General features: G+C 60.1%; 16 protein-coding genes and 1 pseudogene. 6 read left to right on the top strand and 11 right to left on the bottom strand.

Annotated elements, in window-relative coordinates:
- Positions 1–33: 33 nt before the first annotated feature.
- Genes AC1DQM_RS01685 through gnd form a run of 3 tightly spaced genes read right to left on the bottom strand, consistent with a single transcriptional unit; the run spans position 34 to position 3,352 of the window.
- A complete protein-coding gene (locus AC1DQM_RS01685) occupies positions 34–855 on the bottom strand; it encodes an HAD family hydrolase (protein WP_477745748.1) in 822 nt (273 codons plus the stop codon).
- Complete coding sequence (gene zwf / locus AC1DQM_RS01680; RefSeq protein ID WP_018926086.1) at positions 852–2,375, bottom strand: glucose-6-phosphate dehydrogenase; 1,524 nt, start codon at positions 2,373–2,375, stop codon at positions 852–854. The genes AC1DQM_RS01685 and zwf overlap by 4 nt, the downstream gene beginning before the upstream one ends.
- Positions 2,372–3,352 (bottom strand): phosphogluconate dehydrogenase (NAD(+)-dependent, decarboxylating), encoded by a 981-nt coding sequence (gnd, locus tag AC1DQM_RS01675; RefSeq protein ID WP_018926087.1) that lies wholly within the window; start codon positions 3,350–3,352, stop codon positions 2,372–2,374. Before gnd ends, zwf begins: the two co-directional genes overlap by 4 nt.
- A 272-nt stretch (positions 3,353–3,624) precedes the next feature.
- Here gnd and AC1DQM_RS01670 point away from each other — a divergent pair, with 272 nt between their 5' ends.
- Together AC1DQM_RS01670 and AC1DQM_RS01665 are read left to right on the top strand one after the other, a co-directional pair.
- A complete protein-coding gene (locus tag AC1DQM_RS01670) occupies positions 3,625–3,807 on the top strand; it encodes a DUF6026 family protein (RefSeq protein ID WP_018926088.1) in 183 nt (60 codons plus the stop codon).
- A gap of 194 nt (positions 3,808–4,001) precedes the next feature.
- Complete coding sequence (locus AC1DQM_RS01665) at positions 4,002–5,747, top strand: phosphoethanolamine transferase CptA (protein WP_477745747.1); 1,746 nt, start codon at positions 4,002–4,004, stop codon at positions 5,745–5,747.
- A 65-nt stretch (positions 5,748–5,812) separates the two neighbouring features.
- Here the strand turns inward: AC1DQM_RS01665 and AC1DQM_RS01660 are convergent, their stop codons facing one another.
- The 4 genes from AC1DQM_RS01660 to AC1DQM_RS01645 all read right to left on the bottom strand — a co-directional run bounded on the left by AC1DQM_RS01660 (position 5,813) and on the right by AC1DQM_RS01645 (position 8,755).
- Positions 5,813–6,304: a GNAT family N-acetyltransferase gene (locus tag AC1DQM_RS01660; protein ID WP_477745746.1), complete on the bottom strand. Its 492-nt coding sequence runs from the start codon at positions 6,302–6,304 to the stop codon at positions 5,813–5,815.
- 130 nt (positions 6,305–6,434) lie between these two features.
- A complete protein-coding gene (gene zapE / locus AC1DQM_RS01655; RefSeq protein WP_477745745.1) occupies positions 6,435–7,553 on the bottom strand; it encodes a cell division protein ZapE in 1,119 nt (372 codons plus the stop codon).
- Between the two features lie 91 nt (positions 7,554–7,644).
- Complete coding sequence (locus AC1DQM_RS01650) at positions 7,645–7,986, bottom strand: nuclear transport factor 2 family protein (RefSeq protein WP_008010768.1); 342 nt, start codon at positions 7,984–7,986, stop codon at positions 7,645–7,647.
- A 52-nt stretch (positions 7,987–8,038) separates the two neighbouring features.
- Positions 8,039–8,755, bottom strand: a complete 717-nt coding sequence (locus AC1DQM_RS01645; RefSeq protein ID WP_019579228.1) for a helix-turn-helix transcriptional regulator — start codon at positions 8,753–8,755, stop codon at positions 8,039–8,041.
- Between the two features lie 140 nt (positions 8,756–8,895).
- Between AC1DQM_RS01645 and AC1DQM_RS01640 the strand changes: the two are divergent.
- Positions 8,896–9,396: pseudogene (locus AC1DQM_RS01640) on the top strand (solute carrier family 23 protein); the annotation flags it as partial.
- 55 nt (positions 9,397–9,451) lie between these two features.
- The gene (locus AC1DQM_RS01635; RefSeq protein WP_477745744.1) at positions 9,452–9,925 is read left to right on the top strand and encodes an LEA/WHy family protein; all 474 of its coding nucleotides are present in this window, start codon (positions 9,452–9,454) and stop codon (positions 9,923–9,925) included.
- A gap of 8 nt (positions 9,926–9,933) precedes the next feature.
- Here AC1DQM_RS01635 and AC1DQM_RS01630 read toward each other — a convergent pair whose 3' ends face one another.
- Together AC1DQM_RS01630 and AC1DQM_RS01625 are read right to left on the bottom strand one after the other, a co-directional pair.
- Positions 9,934–11,496 carry an alkaline phosphatase D family protein gene (locus tag AC1DQM_RS01630; protein ID WP_477745743.1) on the bottom strand — a complete coding sequence of 521 codons (1,563 nt, stop codon included), beginning with the start codon at positions 11,494–11,496 and terminating at the stop codon, positions 9,934–9,936.
- 68 nt (positions 11,497–11,564) lie between these two features.
- Positions 11,565–12,488 carry a carbon-nitrogen hydrolase family protein gene (locus tag AC1DQM_RS01625; protein WP_477745742.1) on the bottom strand — a complete coding sequence of 308 codons (924 nt, stop codon included), beginning with the start codon at positions 12,486–12,488 and terminating at the stop codon, positions 11,565–11,567.
- Positions 12,489–12,573: 85 nt separating this feature from the next.
- Here AC1DQM_RS01625 and AC1DQM_RS01620 point away from each other — a divergent pair, with 85 nt between their 5' ends.
- On the top strand, positions 12,574–13,494 hold the full coding sequence (locus tag AC1DQM_RS01620) for a LysR family transcriptional regulator (RefSeq protein ID WP_477745741.1): 921 nt from the start codon (positions 12,574–12,576) through the stop codon (positions 13,492–13,494).
- Here AC1DQM_RS01620 and AC1DQM_RS01615 read toward each other — a convergent pair.
- On the bottom strand, positions 13,487–13,738 hold the full coding sequence (locus tag AC1DQM_RS01615; RefSeq protein ID WP_007983592.1) for a hypothetical protein: 252 nt from the start codon (positions 13,736–13,738) through the stop codon (positions 13,487–13,489). The genes AC1DQM_RS01620 and AC1DQM_RS01615 overlap by 8 nt on opposite strands.
- A gap of 166 nt (positions 13,739–13,904) precedes the next feature.
- On the opposite strand from AC1DQM_RS01615, the gene AC1DQM_RS01610 reads away from it, so the two are divergent.
- Complete coding sequence (locus tag AC1DQM_RS01610; protein WP_018926101.1) at positions 13,905–14,222, top strand: ElaB/YgaM/YqjD family protein; 318 nt, start codon at positions 13,905–13,907, stop codon at positions 14,220–14,222.
- Between the two features lie 23 nt (positions 14,223–14,245).
- On the opposite strand, the gene AC1DQM_RS01605 is transcribed toward AC1DQM_RS01610, so the two are convergent.
- A complete protein-coding gene (locus tag AC1DQM_RS01605; RefSeq protein WP_018926102.1) occupies positions 14,246–15,286 on the bottom strand; it encodes an Ldh family oxidoreductase in 1,041 nt (346 codons plus the stop codon).
- Between the last annotated feature and the right edge of the window lie 162 nt (positions 15,287–15,448).

Below are 15,448 nucleotides of genomic sequence, written 5' to 3'. Positions count from 1 at the left end.
GGGCCTGCTCGCTCCCACATTGGTTTTGTGTGCTTATCGAGGGAGGATGTATCGCTCGATCGCCTCGGCCGCGCCGTCTTCGGTATTGGCCCCGGTCACCACGTCGGCCTGACGCTTCACCGCCTCTTCCGCCTGCCCCATCGCAATCGACAGCCCGGCACGATGAAACATCGCCGGGTCATTGCCGCCGTCGCCCATGGCGGCGGTCTGCTCCAGCGACACCCCGAGAAACCCGGCCAGTGTCGCCAGTGCCGCGCCCTTGTTGGCCTGCATCGCGGTCACGTCCAGATAGACCGGCTGCGAACGCGACACCTGCGCCTGGCCTTCGACCTTGGCCAGCAACCGCGCTTCCAGCTCGATCAACAGTTCGCTGTTGTTGCTGGCGGCGACGATCTTGTCGATGCGAGCCAGGTAAGGCTCGAAACTCTCGACCACCACCGGCGGATAACCCAGGCCATGTTGTTCTCGCGGGACCATCGGGCCATACGGGTCCTTCAACAGCCAGTCGCCACCACTGAACACCCAGACTTCAATGTCCGGCTGATCGGCAAATAGCGCCAGCGCCGTCAGCGCCGCCGTTGCCGGCAGATAATGCGCCACCAGCAAACTGCCGTCCGGGTTGACGATCGTGCCGCCATTGAACGCCGCCGTCGGCAGATCAACGCCCAGGGCTTCGATCTGCTGCAACATGGCTTTGGGTGGACGCCCGGTGGCCAGGCTGAACAGCACGCCGGCGTCACGCAAGGCGCGGACGGCATCGATGGTGCGCTGGCTGAGGCTGTGATCGGGCAGCAACAACGTACCGTCCATGTCACTGAGCAGAAAACGGATGGGTTGTTGCGTGAGGTCCCTCATCCGAGGCTGTGCCAGACGCGACCGTCGCGGGTCAGCAGTTCGTCAGCGGTCTTGGGTCCGTCTTCGCCGGCTGCATAGCTCTCCACGGTTGCATCCTGCTGCCAGGCGTCGAGGAACGGCTGCACGACGCGCCAGCCGTTCTCGATGTTGTCGGCACGCTGGAACAGCGTCTGATCGCCGGTGAGGCAATCGTAGATCAAGGTTTCGTAGCCGGTGGACGGCTGCATTTCAAAGAAATCCTTGTAGGCAAAGCCCAGCTCGATATTGGCCATGTTCAACGCCGGTCCCGGCCGTTTGGCCAGCAGGTCGAACCACATGCCTTCGTTGGGCTGGATCTGGATCCGCAGGTAGGTCGGCTGCAATTCTTCGACCTCGGTGTCACGGAACTGCGCATACGGCGCCGGCTTGAAGCAAATGACGATCTCGGTGTCGCGCACGCTCATGCGCTTGCCGGTACGCAGGTAGAACGGCACACCGACCCAGCGCCAGTTGTCGATCATCACTTTGAGCGCGACATAGGTTTCAGTGGTGCTGTCGGGCGCGACGTTGGTTTCCTGACGATAACCGGGCAACCGATTGCCATCGATCTCGCCGGCGGTGTATTGGCCGCGCACTGAGTTGGCTCGCGCTTCCTCGATCGACCAGGGGCGAATCGCGCCGATGACTTTGGCCTTCTCGCCACGTACCGCATCGGCGCCAAACGCCGCCGGCGGTTCCATGGCGACCATCGCCAATAATTGGAACAGGTGATTAGGCACCATGTCCCGCAGGGCGCCGGTGACCTCATAAAAACTGCCACGGGTTTCAACGCCGACGGTTTCAGCGGCGGTGATTTGTACGTGGTCGATGTAATGGTTGTTCCAGAAGGCTTCGAACAGGCTGTTGGAGAACCGGCTGACCAGAATGTTCTGCACGGTTTCCTTGCCCAGATAGTGATCGATCCGGTAGATCTGCTTTTCCGTCATCACTTTGAGCAAGCACGCGTTCAAGGCTTCGGCGGTATACAGATCCGAGCCGAAAGGCTTTTCGATCACCACCCTTCTGAACGCTTCAGGGGCTTCTTGCAACAATCCGGCAGCCCCGAGACGTCGCACCACTTCACTGAAAAAGCGCGGAGCGGTGGCCAGGTAGAAAACGGCGTTGCCAGTGCCGCTGGCGTCGATTTTCGCCGCCAGCGCGTCATAAGTGCGCTCATCCAGGAAATCGCCCTGGACGTAGCTGATGTGTTTGGCCAATTTGGCCCACAACGCCGGATCAAGGGCGTGATCGCCCTTGCCGACCTTGGCTGCCACTTCCGCCCGAATGAAATCTTCGAGTTTTTTGGCAAAGGCTTCGTCACTGATGGCGTTGTGATCAACGCCGACGATCCGCAGTCCATTCCCCAGCAAACCATCGCGACTCAGGTTGTACAGCGCCGGCATCAGCAGGCGCTTGACCAGATCACCATGGGCACCGAACAGAAACAGCGTGGTGGGCGGTGCGGGTTCTGCCTTGGATTTCCTGCGAATCACGTGGGTCATTTTTTCGCAGTCTCCACATGGCCGCCGAAGCCGAAGCGCTGGGCCGAGAGAATCTTGTCGCCAAAGTTGCCTTGCCCGCGCGAACGGTAGCGAGAGAACAGCGAGTTCGACAGCACCGGTACCGGCACCGCTTGTTCCATGGCGGCTTCGATGGTCCAGCGCCCTTCACCGCTGTCCGCCACTTCACCCGAGTAGCCGTCGAGTTTCGGATCGGACGCCAGCGCATCGGCGGTCAGGTCAAGCAGCCAGGACGAGACCACGCTGCCACGACGCCAGACTTCGGCGATGTCGGCCACGTTCAGGTCGAAACGCTGATCTTCCGGCAGGTTGGTGCTGGCTTTGGTCTTGAGGATGTCGAAGCCTTCGGCGAAGGCCTGCATCATTCCGTATTCGATGCCGTTATGGATCATCTTGACGAAGTGGCCGGCGCCGGCGGGGCCTGCGTGGATGTAACCGCGCTCGGCGCGATCGTCATCGGACTTGCGATCCTTGGTGCGCGGAATGTCGCCCATACCCGGGGCCAGGGACTCGAACAACGGGTCAAGACGCTTAACCGTCTCGGCATCGCCGCCGATCATCATGCAGTAGCCACGTTCCAGGCCCCAGACGCCGCCGGAGGTGCCGACGTCGATGTAATGCAGACCTTTTTCCGACAGGGTTTTGGCCCGACGGATATCGTCCTTATAGAAGGTGTTGCCGCCATCAATGATGGTATCGCCCGCTTCAAGCAAGGTGCTCAGTGTGTCGATGGTGTCTTCGGTCGGTGCGCCGGCGGGCAGCATGACCCACACCGCGCGCGGCTTGGCCAGGCCAGCGACCAGGGCTGGCAAGTCGGCGACGCCGGTGGCGCCCTCTTCGGCCAGGGTATCGACAAAAGCGGTATTGCGGTCGTAAACAACGGTGGTGTGCCCGTTGAGCATCAGGCGCCGCGCAATATTACCGCCCATGCGGCCCAGTCCAATAATCCCGAGTTGCATGTACTGATGCTCCCTACTACAAATAAAGTGTGTCTAAGGTTATAGCCCAATGCGACTAGTGAAGGTTAGTCCAGAGCGGCGGGATGAAGTTTCCGGGCATTGTGCCCGATCCAGACTGATAACGTCGGGAATCGTGCCGAAGACACAACGACCATGAAAAATAAAAAAGTTCCCTTCAGGGGCAAAAGAAATCAAAATTGGCGCCGATAGTAAGTGAGCACCCGATTTCGGGAGTCGACTTACAGTTGATACCGCCATTTGCGAGGTGAGCAATGGGCACCGTACACACCGCACTGCCAGCACAAACCCTTTACGTCACTATCCGTCGCGATGAACTGCGCCAGTTGAAAGAGGAGCGCGATCAGTTGAAGCGGGAAGTTGCGCAATTGCGCCTGCTGACCCAAGGCAATCAGGCTCAGCCCTTGCCCGTCACCCAACGTGCTCCTCACGCCTGATCTCCTCGCTTGAGTCGGAAGCGGCCCAGCGCTGTTTCTGACTCGCTGCAATCCTGTCCGCTGCGACAACTCACAAAGTTTTCACACTTGCTTGGCGATACTCCGGCCCTTTGTGGCTGCTTGCTTTGCGAGCGGCATCCGTTCGTCTGCGACAAGGAGAGTGCCGACGGCCGATCATCAGGCTGGAGTGTTGAATGGCTTTGCTTAAACGCAGCAAAACGTCTGCGAATGGTTTTGATTGGGCAGGATTACTCTGGTTATTTCTGTTCTTCTGGTATTTCTCCGGTATCACCCAACTACTGATTCAACTGACGGGCACCTCCGGTTTTAGCGGGTTCCGCCAGGCTTTTGTGATGAGCGCCATTTGGCTCGCGCCGATGCTGTTGTTCCCCAGACAAACCCGTGTGATGTCCGCGCTGATCGGTGTGGTGCTGTGGGCCTGTTCGATGGCCAGCCTGGGTTATTTCTTCATCTATCAGCAGGAATTTTCCCAGAGCGTCATCTTCATCATGTTCGAATCGAACGTGTCTGAAGCCGGCGAATACCTGACGCAGTATTTTGCCTGGTGGATGGTGCTGGCGTTCCTCGCCCACACTGCATTCGCGTACTTCCTTTGGACCCGCGTGCGTCCGGTGTACCTGCCACGCGTCCAGGCGCTGATTGCAGCGACGGCGATTGTGCTGGCCGTGATCGGTTACCCGCTGATCAAGCAGACCGCGCACACCGGCAGCCTGGCGGAAGGCTTCGAGAAATTCGAAACCCGCATCGAGCCCGCGGTGCCATGGCAGATGGCCGTGGCCTATCACCGTTACCTCGGTACCCTGGGCAGCATGCAAGGCATGCTCGACAGCGCCAGCAAGATCCCGCCGCTGAAGAACTTCACCGACTCGATGGCCAATCAGCCGGCGACCCTGGTGCTGGTGATCGGCGAGTCCACCAACCGTCAGCGCATGAGCCTGTACGGCTACCCGCGGGAAACCACCCCGGAACTGGATAAGCTCAAGGACCAACTGGCGGTTTTCAATAACGTCATTACCCCACGCCCCTACACCATCGAAGCGCTGCAGCAGGTGCTGACGTTCGCCGACGAAGAAAACCCGGACCTCTACCTGACGACGCCGTCATTGGTCAGCATGATGAAACAGGCGGGTTACAAAACCTTCTGGATCACCAACCAGCAGACCATGACCAAGCGCAACACCATGCTCACGACCTTCTCTGAACAGGCCGACGAGCAGGCGTACCTGAACAACAACCGCAACCAGAACGCCGCCCAGTACGATGGCGATGTGATCGAGCCGTTCAACAAGGCGCTGGCCGATGCGGCGCCACGCAAGCTGATCGTCGTGCATTTGCTCGGCACGCACATGAGCTACCAGTACCGTTACCCGCCGACGTTCAACAAGTTCACCGACCGCAAAGGCGTGCCGGACGGCGTGCGTGACGATCAGGTGCCGACGTACAACAGCTATGACAACGCGGTGCTGTACAACGACTTCGTGGTCTCGAGCCTGATCAAGGACTACGCCAAGACTGATCCGAACGGCTTCCTGCTGTACCTCTCCGACCACGGCGAAGACGTGTTCGACTCCGCTGGCCACAACACCCTGGGCCGTAACGAGAACAAGCCGACCGCACCGATGTACACCATTCCATTCATGGCCTGGGCCTCGCCGAAATGGCGCGAAACCCATGACTGGAGTTTTGCCGCTGATCTGGGTCGGCCGTACAGCAGCTCCCAGCTGATTCACACCTGGGCGGATCTGGCCGGCCTGAGTTTCGATGAACTGGACCGCAGCAAAAGCCTGGTCAGCGACAGCTTCAAGCTTCGGCCATTGATGATCGGCAACCCTTACGAGCGTGAGCTGCGGCCGTTGATCGACTTCAGCCTGATAAAACCCAAGGTCGCGCCTGTCACCCCGGCGGTCGTTCAGCAGTAGTTTTGAGGGGCCGACAAATGACTTAAGGGCGTCCTGATCGACGCCCTTTTTTATGGCTCGGAGGACTAAAGCGCTTTGGTCCAGAACAGCATCCGGCCGTGCGTCGGGTCGAACATGCCGGGTGAAAAACCGAATTTGCCATAAGACGCCTGGGCCACTGGATTGCCTTCCAGCACTTCCAGGGTGATCTTGCAGCAGCCGCGCTGACGTGCGATGTCCTCGACTTTGTGCAACATCTTCTGGCTCAGTCCCAACCCGCGAAACTTCGACACCACGACCACATCGTGCACGTTGACCAATGGCCGACAGGCAAAGGTCGAAAAGCCTTCGAAGCAATTGACCAGCCCTGCCGGCTCGCCACCGACAAACGCCAATACACTGAAGGCATGGGGCCGCTTGGCCAGCTCCCCCGGCAGTTGTTGCAACACATGGGTGGGCAACGACTTACCGCCACCCATCGGGTCTTCGGCGTAATGGTTCAATACAAGACAAATCGCCTCGGCATGTGTCGGGTTGCTGTAACTGGCCTGAAGCACAAGAATTTCTGCGGATTCCATTTCCACCCTCGATCACACATGAAGTTGCCCCAGTTCGCTTCTTGCGCACTGAAAGGTCCTGCGACCTTATCGCGAGCGCCGGGGTGCCGACAACTGGATCCTCTCGCCCCGTTGCACCTTCTCCCGGACATCAAGCCTCGGCAAAACGTTTTAGCTGCATCTCCTGCAAACGGCTGAGGGTGCGGCGAAACGGGAATTCCAGATAGCCCTCGGTGTACAACGCTTCCATCGGTACCTGCGCTTCGAGGTACAGCGGCACCTTGCGGTCGTAGCATTCGTCCACCAGGGCAATGAACCGCCGCACACCGTCGTCATGCACCGACAATTGCGGCAACTCGCGATCCCCCGCCACCACCCGCTCGACACCGTCTTCAGTGCCGCGGGCGATGCGCCCTTCGCGTTTTTGCGCGCTGAGATTGGGCACGTCACTCAACAGAATAGCGCTGAAGGTGTCGCACAGGGCCATGAAGTCCATGGCGGCAAAAGGCTGCTCGCAGACCTCGGCGTAACGGCACCAGAGCACGGTTCGACTGGCCTGCATGACATTGACCGAACGGTAGCCGATCTGCACCGGATCGCTGGACAGCGTCTGGCCGACGGTCAGGGCCTTGAACACGTCGCCAAGGGCACCGGGCTGACCCGGAACGTTCACCCAGTAACGCTGCAGGCCGGCGCCGGGGTGCAGACGATGATCTTCTCCACCGTCCACCGCAATCACCTGCATGTGTTGCTTGATCGCGCTAATCGCCGGCACAAAGCGGTCGCGGTTGAAACCATCGGCGTACAGCTGATCCGGCGGTTGGTTGGAGGTGCAGACCACCACCACGCCTTGCTCGAACATCACCTGAAACAAACGCCCGAGAATGATCGCGTCACCGATGTCGTTGACGAACAGTTCATCGAAACACAGCACCCGCACTTCCTGGCTCAGCTCGCGGGCCAGGGCCTTCAGCGGGTCGGCGGTACCGGTCAACTGGAAGGAGCGCTGATGCCCCCAACCCATAAAGTGGTGAAAGTGCTGCCGCCGGGCCGGGACGCGCAGGTTTTGATAGAACTGATCCATCAACCAGGTCTTGCCCCGCCCGACCGGGCCCCAGAGGTACACGCCGGTGATGGGCGCGCGGCCTTCCTGCAAGGCTTCGTGGCATTTTTGCAGCGCCCACACGGCATGTTCCTGGGCTTCGTCCTGGACGAAGCCCTTCTGTTCGATGGCGTGTTGCCAGGCGCTTAAGGGAGAGTCGACATTCATGCGCGGCAGTATACGTCTCTATAGCGGCTCGCCAAGCCCGGGCCGTAGCAGCTGTCGAGCACCGCGAGGCAGCTGCTACATAGGCCGGTGGTTACAGCGAGATGTCCAGCCGGGCGATCTTGCCCTGTTCATTGAGGCGGAACATATAGCGCAGTTCCAGCGGGCTGCCGGGAAAGGTGCCGGAGATCAGGTTGTGCACCAGCACTTTGCCGGTGCGCTGTTGAACGTCAAGCACCTCGACCCGCGGCTGATAACGTTGCGCAGTGTCTTGCATCCATTGGGCAATGGCTTGCGTGCCGACCTGATGCTGCCCCTCATCGAACACGTTGGCATCCTCAGCGAAAAAACTGGCGACCCTCGAGGTGTCGCGTGCATTGGCGGCAGCAATGTAGGCGGCAATGGCGGGGGCCAGTGAAGAGGCTGGATTGGACATGTTTACGGCTCCTTGTGAGTTGTTTCTGGAGCCATGCTAAAACAAGCCAGTGTCAGTTCTTGTCAGGAGTGAAACGCCCTGCTTCGTCCAGTTGCATCTGCTTGCGCCAGGTGCGCAACAGGTCGCTGCGCCGCCCCGGATAGCGCTCACCCTGTTCACTGGCGGCCGAGATCCGGTCGGTGCGGAACGTGCGATAGGCACTGCGCAACTCACACCAGGCGACGATGATCCGCACCTCATTGAGAAACCCCAGGGCCAGTGGCCAGATCAAACGTTGGCTGGGCACCTGGTTGGCGTCTGCGTAATCGATATGCAACTTGGCCTGATCGCGGATGGCCTGGCGAAACACATTCAACGGCACGGCGTTTTGCGGATAGCCATAACCCGGCGGCCCCGGCAACACCGTCGGGTTGCGCAAGGCGTCCTGGGCCGTCGGGTCGAGCACCGCGGCGATTTTCGCCAGGGCATCGGCTGCCGCTTTGCTCAACACCTCATCGCCCCGCTGATCCACGTAGCGCAAACCGAGCACGATGGCTTCGGTCTCATCGGCATTGAGCATCAAGGGCGGCAGAAACAGACCGCTGCGCAACACATAGCCGATCCCCGCCTCGCCAAAAATCGGCGCGCCGAGTGCGGTGAGTTCAGCGATATCGCGGTACAGCGTGCGTTCGGAAATCTCCAGCTCGCTGGCCAATGTCGCGGCAGTCACCGGACGACTTTTGCCGCGTAGCACTTGTAACAAGGTCAGTAAACGAGTGGTTCGGGACACGGTCGGCAGGCTCCTTGCTGGAAGTCGCCGGAGCTTAGCAGAGGCTGCTGTCAGAAAGTGGCAGGAGCTATAGCCGATTTTGAAAATTTCCCACTCCGTGGCGAGGGAGCTTGCTCCCGCTGAGCGGCGAAGCGGCCCCAAAATCGGTGATCCAACTCACTGGCGTGGCCAGCCGTTATGTGGCGTTTTTCATTGCCGGCCTGTTGGTGCTGCTGGGCTTGTTCCCGATGATCGGCGCGGTGCTGCAACTGATGCCAAAACCAGTGCTCGGTGGCGCCGAACTGGTAATGTTCGGCACTGTGGCCGTGGCCGGGATCAAGATCCTCGCCGAGGCCGGCCTGCATCGGCGCAACATGCTGATCGTGGCGATTTCCCTCGGCATGGGCCTGGGCGTCGCGGCGGTGCCTGAAGTCCTGCGCGAGCTGCCGAAGGCGCTGCACAACATCTTCGAATCGCCGATCACTGTCGGTGCGTTGTGCGCTATCGTGCTGAATATCTTCCTGCCCGAAGAGTTCATCGAGCTGGAAGAAGACGAGTTCGACCCCGAAGCCTCGGTGCTTCAGGTGATGCAGAACCCGGATGTTGCGGCCAAGGGTGAACCCGCGTCACCTGTGGCTGTCGCACAGTTGAACCGTCCGTAATGCTCGAAGGCCGAGCTTTGAGCGGTTCGGCCTTTTTCTTTACGAGAATATGTTCATGCGCAGATTGCTGGCCCTGTCCCTATCCCTTCTATTGCTGTCTCTGAGCGCCTGCGCCCTGTTCCCCAGTCGCGACCCGCTGCACATCAATGTGGTCGGTATCGAGCCGCTGCAAAGCCAGGAGCTGGAAGTGCGCTTCGCAGTAAAACTGCGCGTGCAAAACCCCAATGAAACCGCGATCGCCTATAACGGCGTGGCGCTGGACCTGGAGGTTAATGGCCAGCCGCTAGCTTCCGGCGTCAGCGATCAGTCGGGCTCGATCCCGCGGTTCTCCGAAGCAGTGATCGTGGTGCCGGTGAGCGTTTCGGCCTTCTCGATGCTGCGTCAGACCCTCCGACTGAGTCAGACGCAGACACTGGACAATCTGCCTTACGTACTGCACGGCAAACTGGCCGGAGGGGCGTTCGGCACCATGCGTTTTGTCGATAGCGGCAAGCTCAGCCTGCCGGGCTCGATCTCTGGCACCTGGTAACGCCCCCGCTATGTAACGGGGTCGATCACCTGCGTCACACTATGCTTCAGACCTTCTACGTGCCAGTTGGCCCACAGTCGGGTCTTGCCGTTGCCGCCTTCATCCGGCTCGATCGCCAACCAGTTTCGTGCGGCGATCAGGTAACGACCCCTCGCGCCAACAGGCAACATGGTTCCGGTGATGCCGTAGTCGATCTGTTCCTGGTTCGCACCGATGGACTCCAGAAAGTGCACCGCCAACACTGGCGGCGCAGGATGCACGACGCCGGTGGAAATCAATTGGTAGATTTTCCCCGCGCCATCGCTGCCATGCCGGGGCAACTTCGATTCGATCACACAGGCCCCGGCCACATGAACGTCGCCGGACACCAGCGTGACCTTGCATGATTGGGCTTTGGCGAAATCCAGCAGCCGCATGATCAACCGCTTGCGTTCACTGCGGTGCGGCAGGCTTCGCCAGTGGTCGCGTAAATCGTCCTCGAGCTCCTGTTGCCCCACCATCACGTCCAGCGCCTTTTCGGCGGCCTGTAAATCAAGGTAACCCACCGGAATACTCGACATTAGCAACAGGTGCTTGTGCGCAGGGACCTTGTCCAGCCAGGCATAAATCGCATCCCAACTGACCGGGGAAATAACCCGGGTTTGTTGGGCCTGCGGGGTGGTCAAGTCCGGCGCACGTTCGCTGCGTAGATCGGGAACCAGCAAGGCCAACTCGCCCAGGCCGGTGAACCCCAGGTGAAAGCCATCAGCAGTGCCGGGAATCGCGCAGGGATGGGTATCAGCGGACGGCTTGAGGTGAGGATGCGTCTGGATCAGTTGCTGCTGGAAAATCCTGAAATAGCGTTTGGCTGTGGCAAACAGCCCCTGGAACACCGGGCTTGAATGCAATATCTCATCGTAGGAACCCCAGCCATCGATGATGTCATGGTCATCCCACATCATCACCGTCGGAATGGCGCCGAACACCTTGGCCATCTCGGGCTGTTTCCAGCATTCCAGGTAGAGCCTGGTGAAAAACTTGTCCAGATCGGCTTCGATCACCTTGGTGTAAGCAGCCTTTTGCCGGTCGGCGAAGGGTTTGGCGAACCATGCTTTCATCGACGGCACACTGCTGCGCATGTCGTCGCTGTAAACCTGATCGCCGCCCATCAACAGCAGATGATAGGGCTCGCCCTGGTGAGCACCCCACATGTGCTCCCAACGCTCGTTGTTCCGGTCTACCTTCTCCATCTCCTTGGGGTCGGAGAAACCGTTGCACGACACATACGCAATGCGCGGCGACTGGCCCTTGGCCGGAACGACGAAGTTGGCCTGCGCACCGTCTATGGAAACCGTGTAACTGGTGGCAACGGCCTGATCCTGCGCCGCTTTGAAATCGATGCGCCAAACCCGGGAATTAGGGTTGAGCAGCGGGATATCGGCGATGGCCAAGGGTGTGTCGGCAGTCACATCCTTGGGCACTTTTACCGTGGGAGGTGGCTCGCCCAAGGGTGAAACCACCAGGGCAGACACGTTGTAGACATTATTATTGATGCCACGAAACTGCAGAATCGGGCCTAGTAACAAACTCATGGCGAGTCCATCCGTTGACGGGGGTGTGAACGCCTGGAGACTAGACGACAATCACACCCCCCGACGGATTATGTGTTGAACCGCACGCCCGGTTTGGCTCGCTCATCCACCGTCAACTCAAACACGTCCGGGCGCGCATAGTGCCCGACCACGTCGTAGTCGTACCGGGCGCGGATCAGGTCATCGGTGTCGATTTCGGCGGTCAGCAATCCCGCCTCGCCACGCAGCGGCCCGGCGAGAATGTCGCCCATCGGCCCGACAATCACGCTGCCGCCGGCAATCAACGGGCGCTCCGCCGGCCAGTTGGCGATGTCCACGCCCAAGGCTTGTGGCGAGTCCTGAACCTGACAGGCACTGACCACAAAGCAGCGTCCTTCATGGGCGATGTGACGCATGCTGACCTGCCACATCTCGCGCTCGTCCACAGTCGGCGCGCACCAGACCTCCACGCCCTTGGCGTACATCGCGGTGCGCAGCAACGGCATCATGTTTTCCCAGCACACCACCGCGCCGATCCGCCCGACCTGGCTGTCGATCACCGGCAAGGTCGAGCCATCGCCCTTGCCCCAGATCAGTCGCTCGGTGCCGGTGGGCATCAATTTGCGGTGCTTGGCAACCAGCCCTGCCTGCGGGTCGAAATACAGCGCGGTGCAGTACAAGGTGCTGCCGGCGCGCTCGATCACGCCGATCACCAGGTTGGCCCCGGTGTGGGCCGACAACCCGGCCAAGGCGTCGGTCTCGGTACCAGGCACGTCGATGGCATTGGCGAAATACCGGGCAAACGCTTCACGACCTTCCGGCAGTCGATAGCCGAGTTGCGTGCCGAAGCTCTCGCCTTTGGGGTAGCCACCGAGCAACGCCTCGGGCATGACCACCAACGCCGCGCCGGATTCGATAATGGCGGTTTCCCAAGAGAGGATTTGATCGAGGGTGTCGGCCTTGCCGCCGGGCAAGGCGCCGATTTGCAGGGCAGCAACGATTGACTTGGGCATTACGGTGGCTCCGTCAGGAATGAGGTGTTGCTCATTCTCCGGCGCCACAGGATCATGAATAAAGCCCGACTCACTGCTGAATGATATGAACCAAATGAATATCGCCACCGTCGATCTCAACTTGCTCAAAGTCTTCGAAGCACTGCATGAGGAGTCCAGTGCCAGCCGCGCCGCGCTGCGTCTTGGCGTGACGCAATCGGCGGTCAGCGCGGCGTTGCGCCGGTTGCGCGAGGTGTATGGTGATCAGTTGTTCGTGCGCACTGGCCGAGGCCTTGCGCCGACGCTCAAGGCCAACCAGCTCAAACCGGTAATCAGCGATGCGCTGAACAAATGCCGGCAAAGCCTGGCGATGGTCGATCCTGCGGCCCATCATTACGACGGGCGCTCGGTAACCGTGGGTTTGTCGGATGATTTCGAAATCGCCTACGGGCGACGATTGATCGAGGAAATCGCTCACCGAGCGCCGAAACTGCGGCTGATCTTTCGCCAGACCCATAGCCAGATCGTCGCCCGGGCCTTGATGGAACGCAGCATCGATCTGGCGATCACCGCAGGCGGGTTTGCCGAGCGACTGCTGAGCCGCCAAGTGCTGGGTGAAGGGGGTTACCTGTGTCTGGTGGATCCCCTCAGCCTGGCCGAAGGACAACAGAGTCTCAGCCTTGATGAGTTCGTCGCCCGCGAGCACATTCTGGTGTCCTCGGGCGGTTTTATCGGGATTACCGATGAAGGCCTCGCCGCGTTGGGATTGAGTCGGCGGGTATGCGCATCGACCACCCACTTTGCCGCGTTGCCCTATCTGCTCAAGGGCAGTCAGGCGGTGGCGACCATTCCGGCCCATGCGGCGCAAAGTATTGCGGCACTGTGCGGATTGGCGCTGCTGCCCTGCCCTCTGGCGCTGCCGCGTTACCCGATCGAACTGGGCTGGCGCACCAGCACGCAGCTCGATCCGGTGGTGTTGAAAGTGCGTGAAGCGATTGCCGCGATTTTTTCCGGGGCGTTTATTTAGCGGCCATCAAGCGATTGACTTCACTGCGCACCATGTTCGCGAATTCCGGCGGCGACATGCCGTCGAGTTCGGCGCGTACCCATTCCGCCCATTTGCCTTTGCGCTTGGCGCGCTCACCGAACAACCGTGCGGCTTCGCCCTTGGCTTTGCCCAGGTTGTTTTGCCAGAGTTCGAACAGACGGGATTTTTCATCTTCAAGCGCCGCGCGCTCGGCGAGGGGTTTGTCGGCCAGATTGAAGCTCATGGGGAATTACCTGCTGCGTAAAATAGGCGACATCTTACACTGTAGGAAGAAATGTCCTGCGCTGGATTTTTCGTCAGGGGTGAGTCACCGCGCAAAATGGCTGCAACTTTTGCCACGGCGGCAGACTCCATTGCTCACTGTCCATTCACTGTAAGGAGTACACCAAATGGCTCGCAAAACCGTCGATCAAGTCGCCGATGATCAAATCAAGGATCAGGTCTTCAGCGAACTTCAGGCCCTGATCGAAGAGTCGGAAAAACTGCTGAAAAGCAGTGCCTCACTGGTCGGAGAAGAAGCGGACACCCTTCGCGGGCAAATCGCCCAGAAACTCCAGCAGGCCCGAAGCTCGTTATCCAGTGTTCGTGACCGGACCCAACCCGCGGTCGACGCCACCGAAACCTACATTGGCGGCCATCCATGGCAAACCGTGGCCATCTCTGCGGGTTTCGGCCTGGTGGTTGGTCTGTTGTTGGGTCGGCGTTGAACCATTGATCTGTGGGAACGGGCTCAGGACCCGGCCAGTTCCCGCAGATTCGCCAGCGTCTGTGGATCGAGCGCAATGCCTTCAACATTGGCTTTGGCGCGTTGCAGGTGACGCCGATCCCCCGGTAAACGCTTGAGCCCCACACCATGCATCTGCCGGACCAGTTCCTGGCTGCGTTCGGCAAAATTCTGCCCCGCCGATTTGCTCGGATCGATCACGATCAGCAGTTGCCCGGTCCAGGGGGTTTTGGCCCCCGGATGGTTCGACCAGTCGAACTCGAAAGAAAAGTTGCCACCAGTCAACGCCGCCGCCAACAACTCCACCATCATCGACAGCGCCGAGCCCTTGTGCCCGCCAAACGGCAGCAGCGCGCCACCTTCGAGAATGGCTTTCGGGTCCTGAGTCGGCTGGCCGAGGCTGTCCACACCCATGCCCGCTGGCAAGCGTTCGCCTTTACGCGCGGCGATCTGCACATCGCCATGGGCGATGGCGCTGGTCGCCAAGTCGAAGACAATCGGCGCACCGCCGGCCCTGGGCGCGGCGAAGGCAATCGGGTTGGTCCCGAACAGCGGACGATCGGCACCGTGCGGCACCACGCAGGTCATGCTGTTGACCACGCTCAGCGCCACCAACCCTTCATCGGCAAACGGCTCGACGTCCGGCCACAAGGCGGCGAAGTGATGGGAATTGCGGATCGCCAACACCGCAATGCCGGCGCTGCGGGCTTTTTCCACCAGCAAGGGCCGCGCCGCCGCGAGGGCCGGTTGGGCAAATCCATTGCCGGCGTCAACCCGGACAAAACCCGAGGCCACGTCCTCGACCACCGGCACGGCCTGGCCATTGACCCAGCCACTCTGCAACGTCGACACATAACCGGGAATACGGAAAACGCCGTGACTGTGAGCCCCGTCACGTTCGGCGCTGGCGCAGTTGAGGGCCAGGGTTCTGGCAACATCGGCCGAGGTGCCATGGCGCAGGAAAATCTGTTCGAGCAATTGAACGAGCGCGTCGAAGTCGAGGTTCTGTGTGTTCGAGTTGACGGCCATTTCAGGCGATGCGGTCATCTGAAGCTCCGGTTTTATTATTGGGTATGGGCAACAGGTCAAGCGAGGTTGCAGGACAACCGAAAAAAGTCGTCGATTAAGCGCTGTTTTACCGGCGTCCTGTCAAGCCTGCGACAAAGGATAAGCTCAAGCAATATGTACCGCACCCGGGCTTTCCATTGG

The organism is Pseudomonas sp. 01L34 (genome assembly GCF_056400265.1).
Note: the sequence above shows the minus strand (reverse complement) of the source record. Positions and strands in the feature narration are given on the sequence as shown.

What these genes read in the sequence shown, in the direction of transcription:
- AC1DQM_RS01685 (WP_477745748.1), bottom strand. Translation starts at nt 855, where the DNA reads ATGAGGGACCTCACGCAACAACCCATCCGTTTTCTGCTCAGTGACATG.
- zwf (WP_018926086.1), bottom strand. Translation starts at nt 2,375, where the DNA reads ATGACCCACGTGATTCGCAGGAAATCCAAGGCAGAACCCGCACCGCCC.
- gnd (WP_018926087.1), bottom strand. Translation starts at nt 3,352, where the DNA reads ATGCAACTCGGGATTATTGGACTGGGCCGCATGGGCGGTAATATTGCG.
- AC1DQM_RS01670 (WP_018926088.1), top strand. Translation starts at nt 3,625, where the DNA reads ATGGGCACCGTACACACCGCACTGCCAGCACAAACCCTTTACGTCACT.
- AC1DQM_RS01665 (WP_477745747.1), top strand. Translation starts at nt 4,002, where the DNA reads ATGGCTTTGCTTAAACGCAGCAAAACGTCTGCGAATGGTTTTGATTGG.
- AC1DQM_RS01660 (WP_477745746.1), bottom strand. Translation starts at nt 6,304, where the DNA reads ATGGAATCCGCAGAAATTCTTGTGCTTCAGGCCAGTTACAGCAACCCG.
- zapE (WP_477745745.1), bottom strand. Translation starts at nt 7,553, where the DNA reads ATGAATGTCGACTCTCCCTTAAGCGCCTGGCAACACGCCATCGAACAG.
- AC1DQM_RS01650 (WP_008010768.1), bottom strand. Translation starts at nt 7,986, where the DNA reads ATGTCCAATCCAGCCTCTTCACTGGCCCCCGCCATTGCCGCCTACATT.
- AC1DQM_RS01635 (WP_477745744.1), top strand. Translation starts at nt 9,452, where the DNA reads ATGCGCAGATTGCTGGCCCTGTCCCTATCCCTTCTATTGCTGTCTCTG.
- AC1DQM_RS01630 (WP_477745743.1), bottom strand. Translation starts at nt 11,496, where the DNA reads ATGAGTTTGTTACTAGGCCCGATTCTGCAGTTTCGTGGCATCAATAAT.
- AC1DQM_RS01625 (WP_477745742.1), bottom strand. Translation starts at nt 12,488, where the DNA reads ATGCCCAAGTCAATCGTTGCTGCCCTGCAAATCGGCGCCTTGCCCGGC.
- AC1DQM_RS01620 (WP_477745741.1), top strand. Translation starts at nt 12,574, where the DNA reads ATGAACCAAATGAATATCGCCACCGTCGATCTCAACTTGCTCAAAGTC.
- AC1DQM_RS01615 (WP_007983592.1), bottom strand. Translation starts at nt 13,738, where the DNA reads ATGAGCTTCAATCTGGCCGACAAACCCCTCGCCGAGCGCGCGGCGCTT.
- AC1DQM_RS01610 (WP_018926101.1), top strand. Translation starts at nt 13,905, where the DNA reads ATGGCTCGCAAAACCGTCGATCAAGTCGCCGATGATCAAATCAAGGAT.
- AC1DQM_RS01605 (WP_018926102.1), bottom strand. Translation starts at nt 15,286, where the DNA reads ATGACCGCATCGCCTGAAATGGCCGTCAACTCGAACACACAGAACCTC.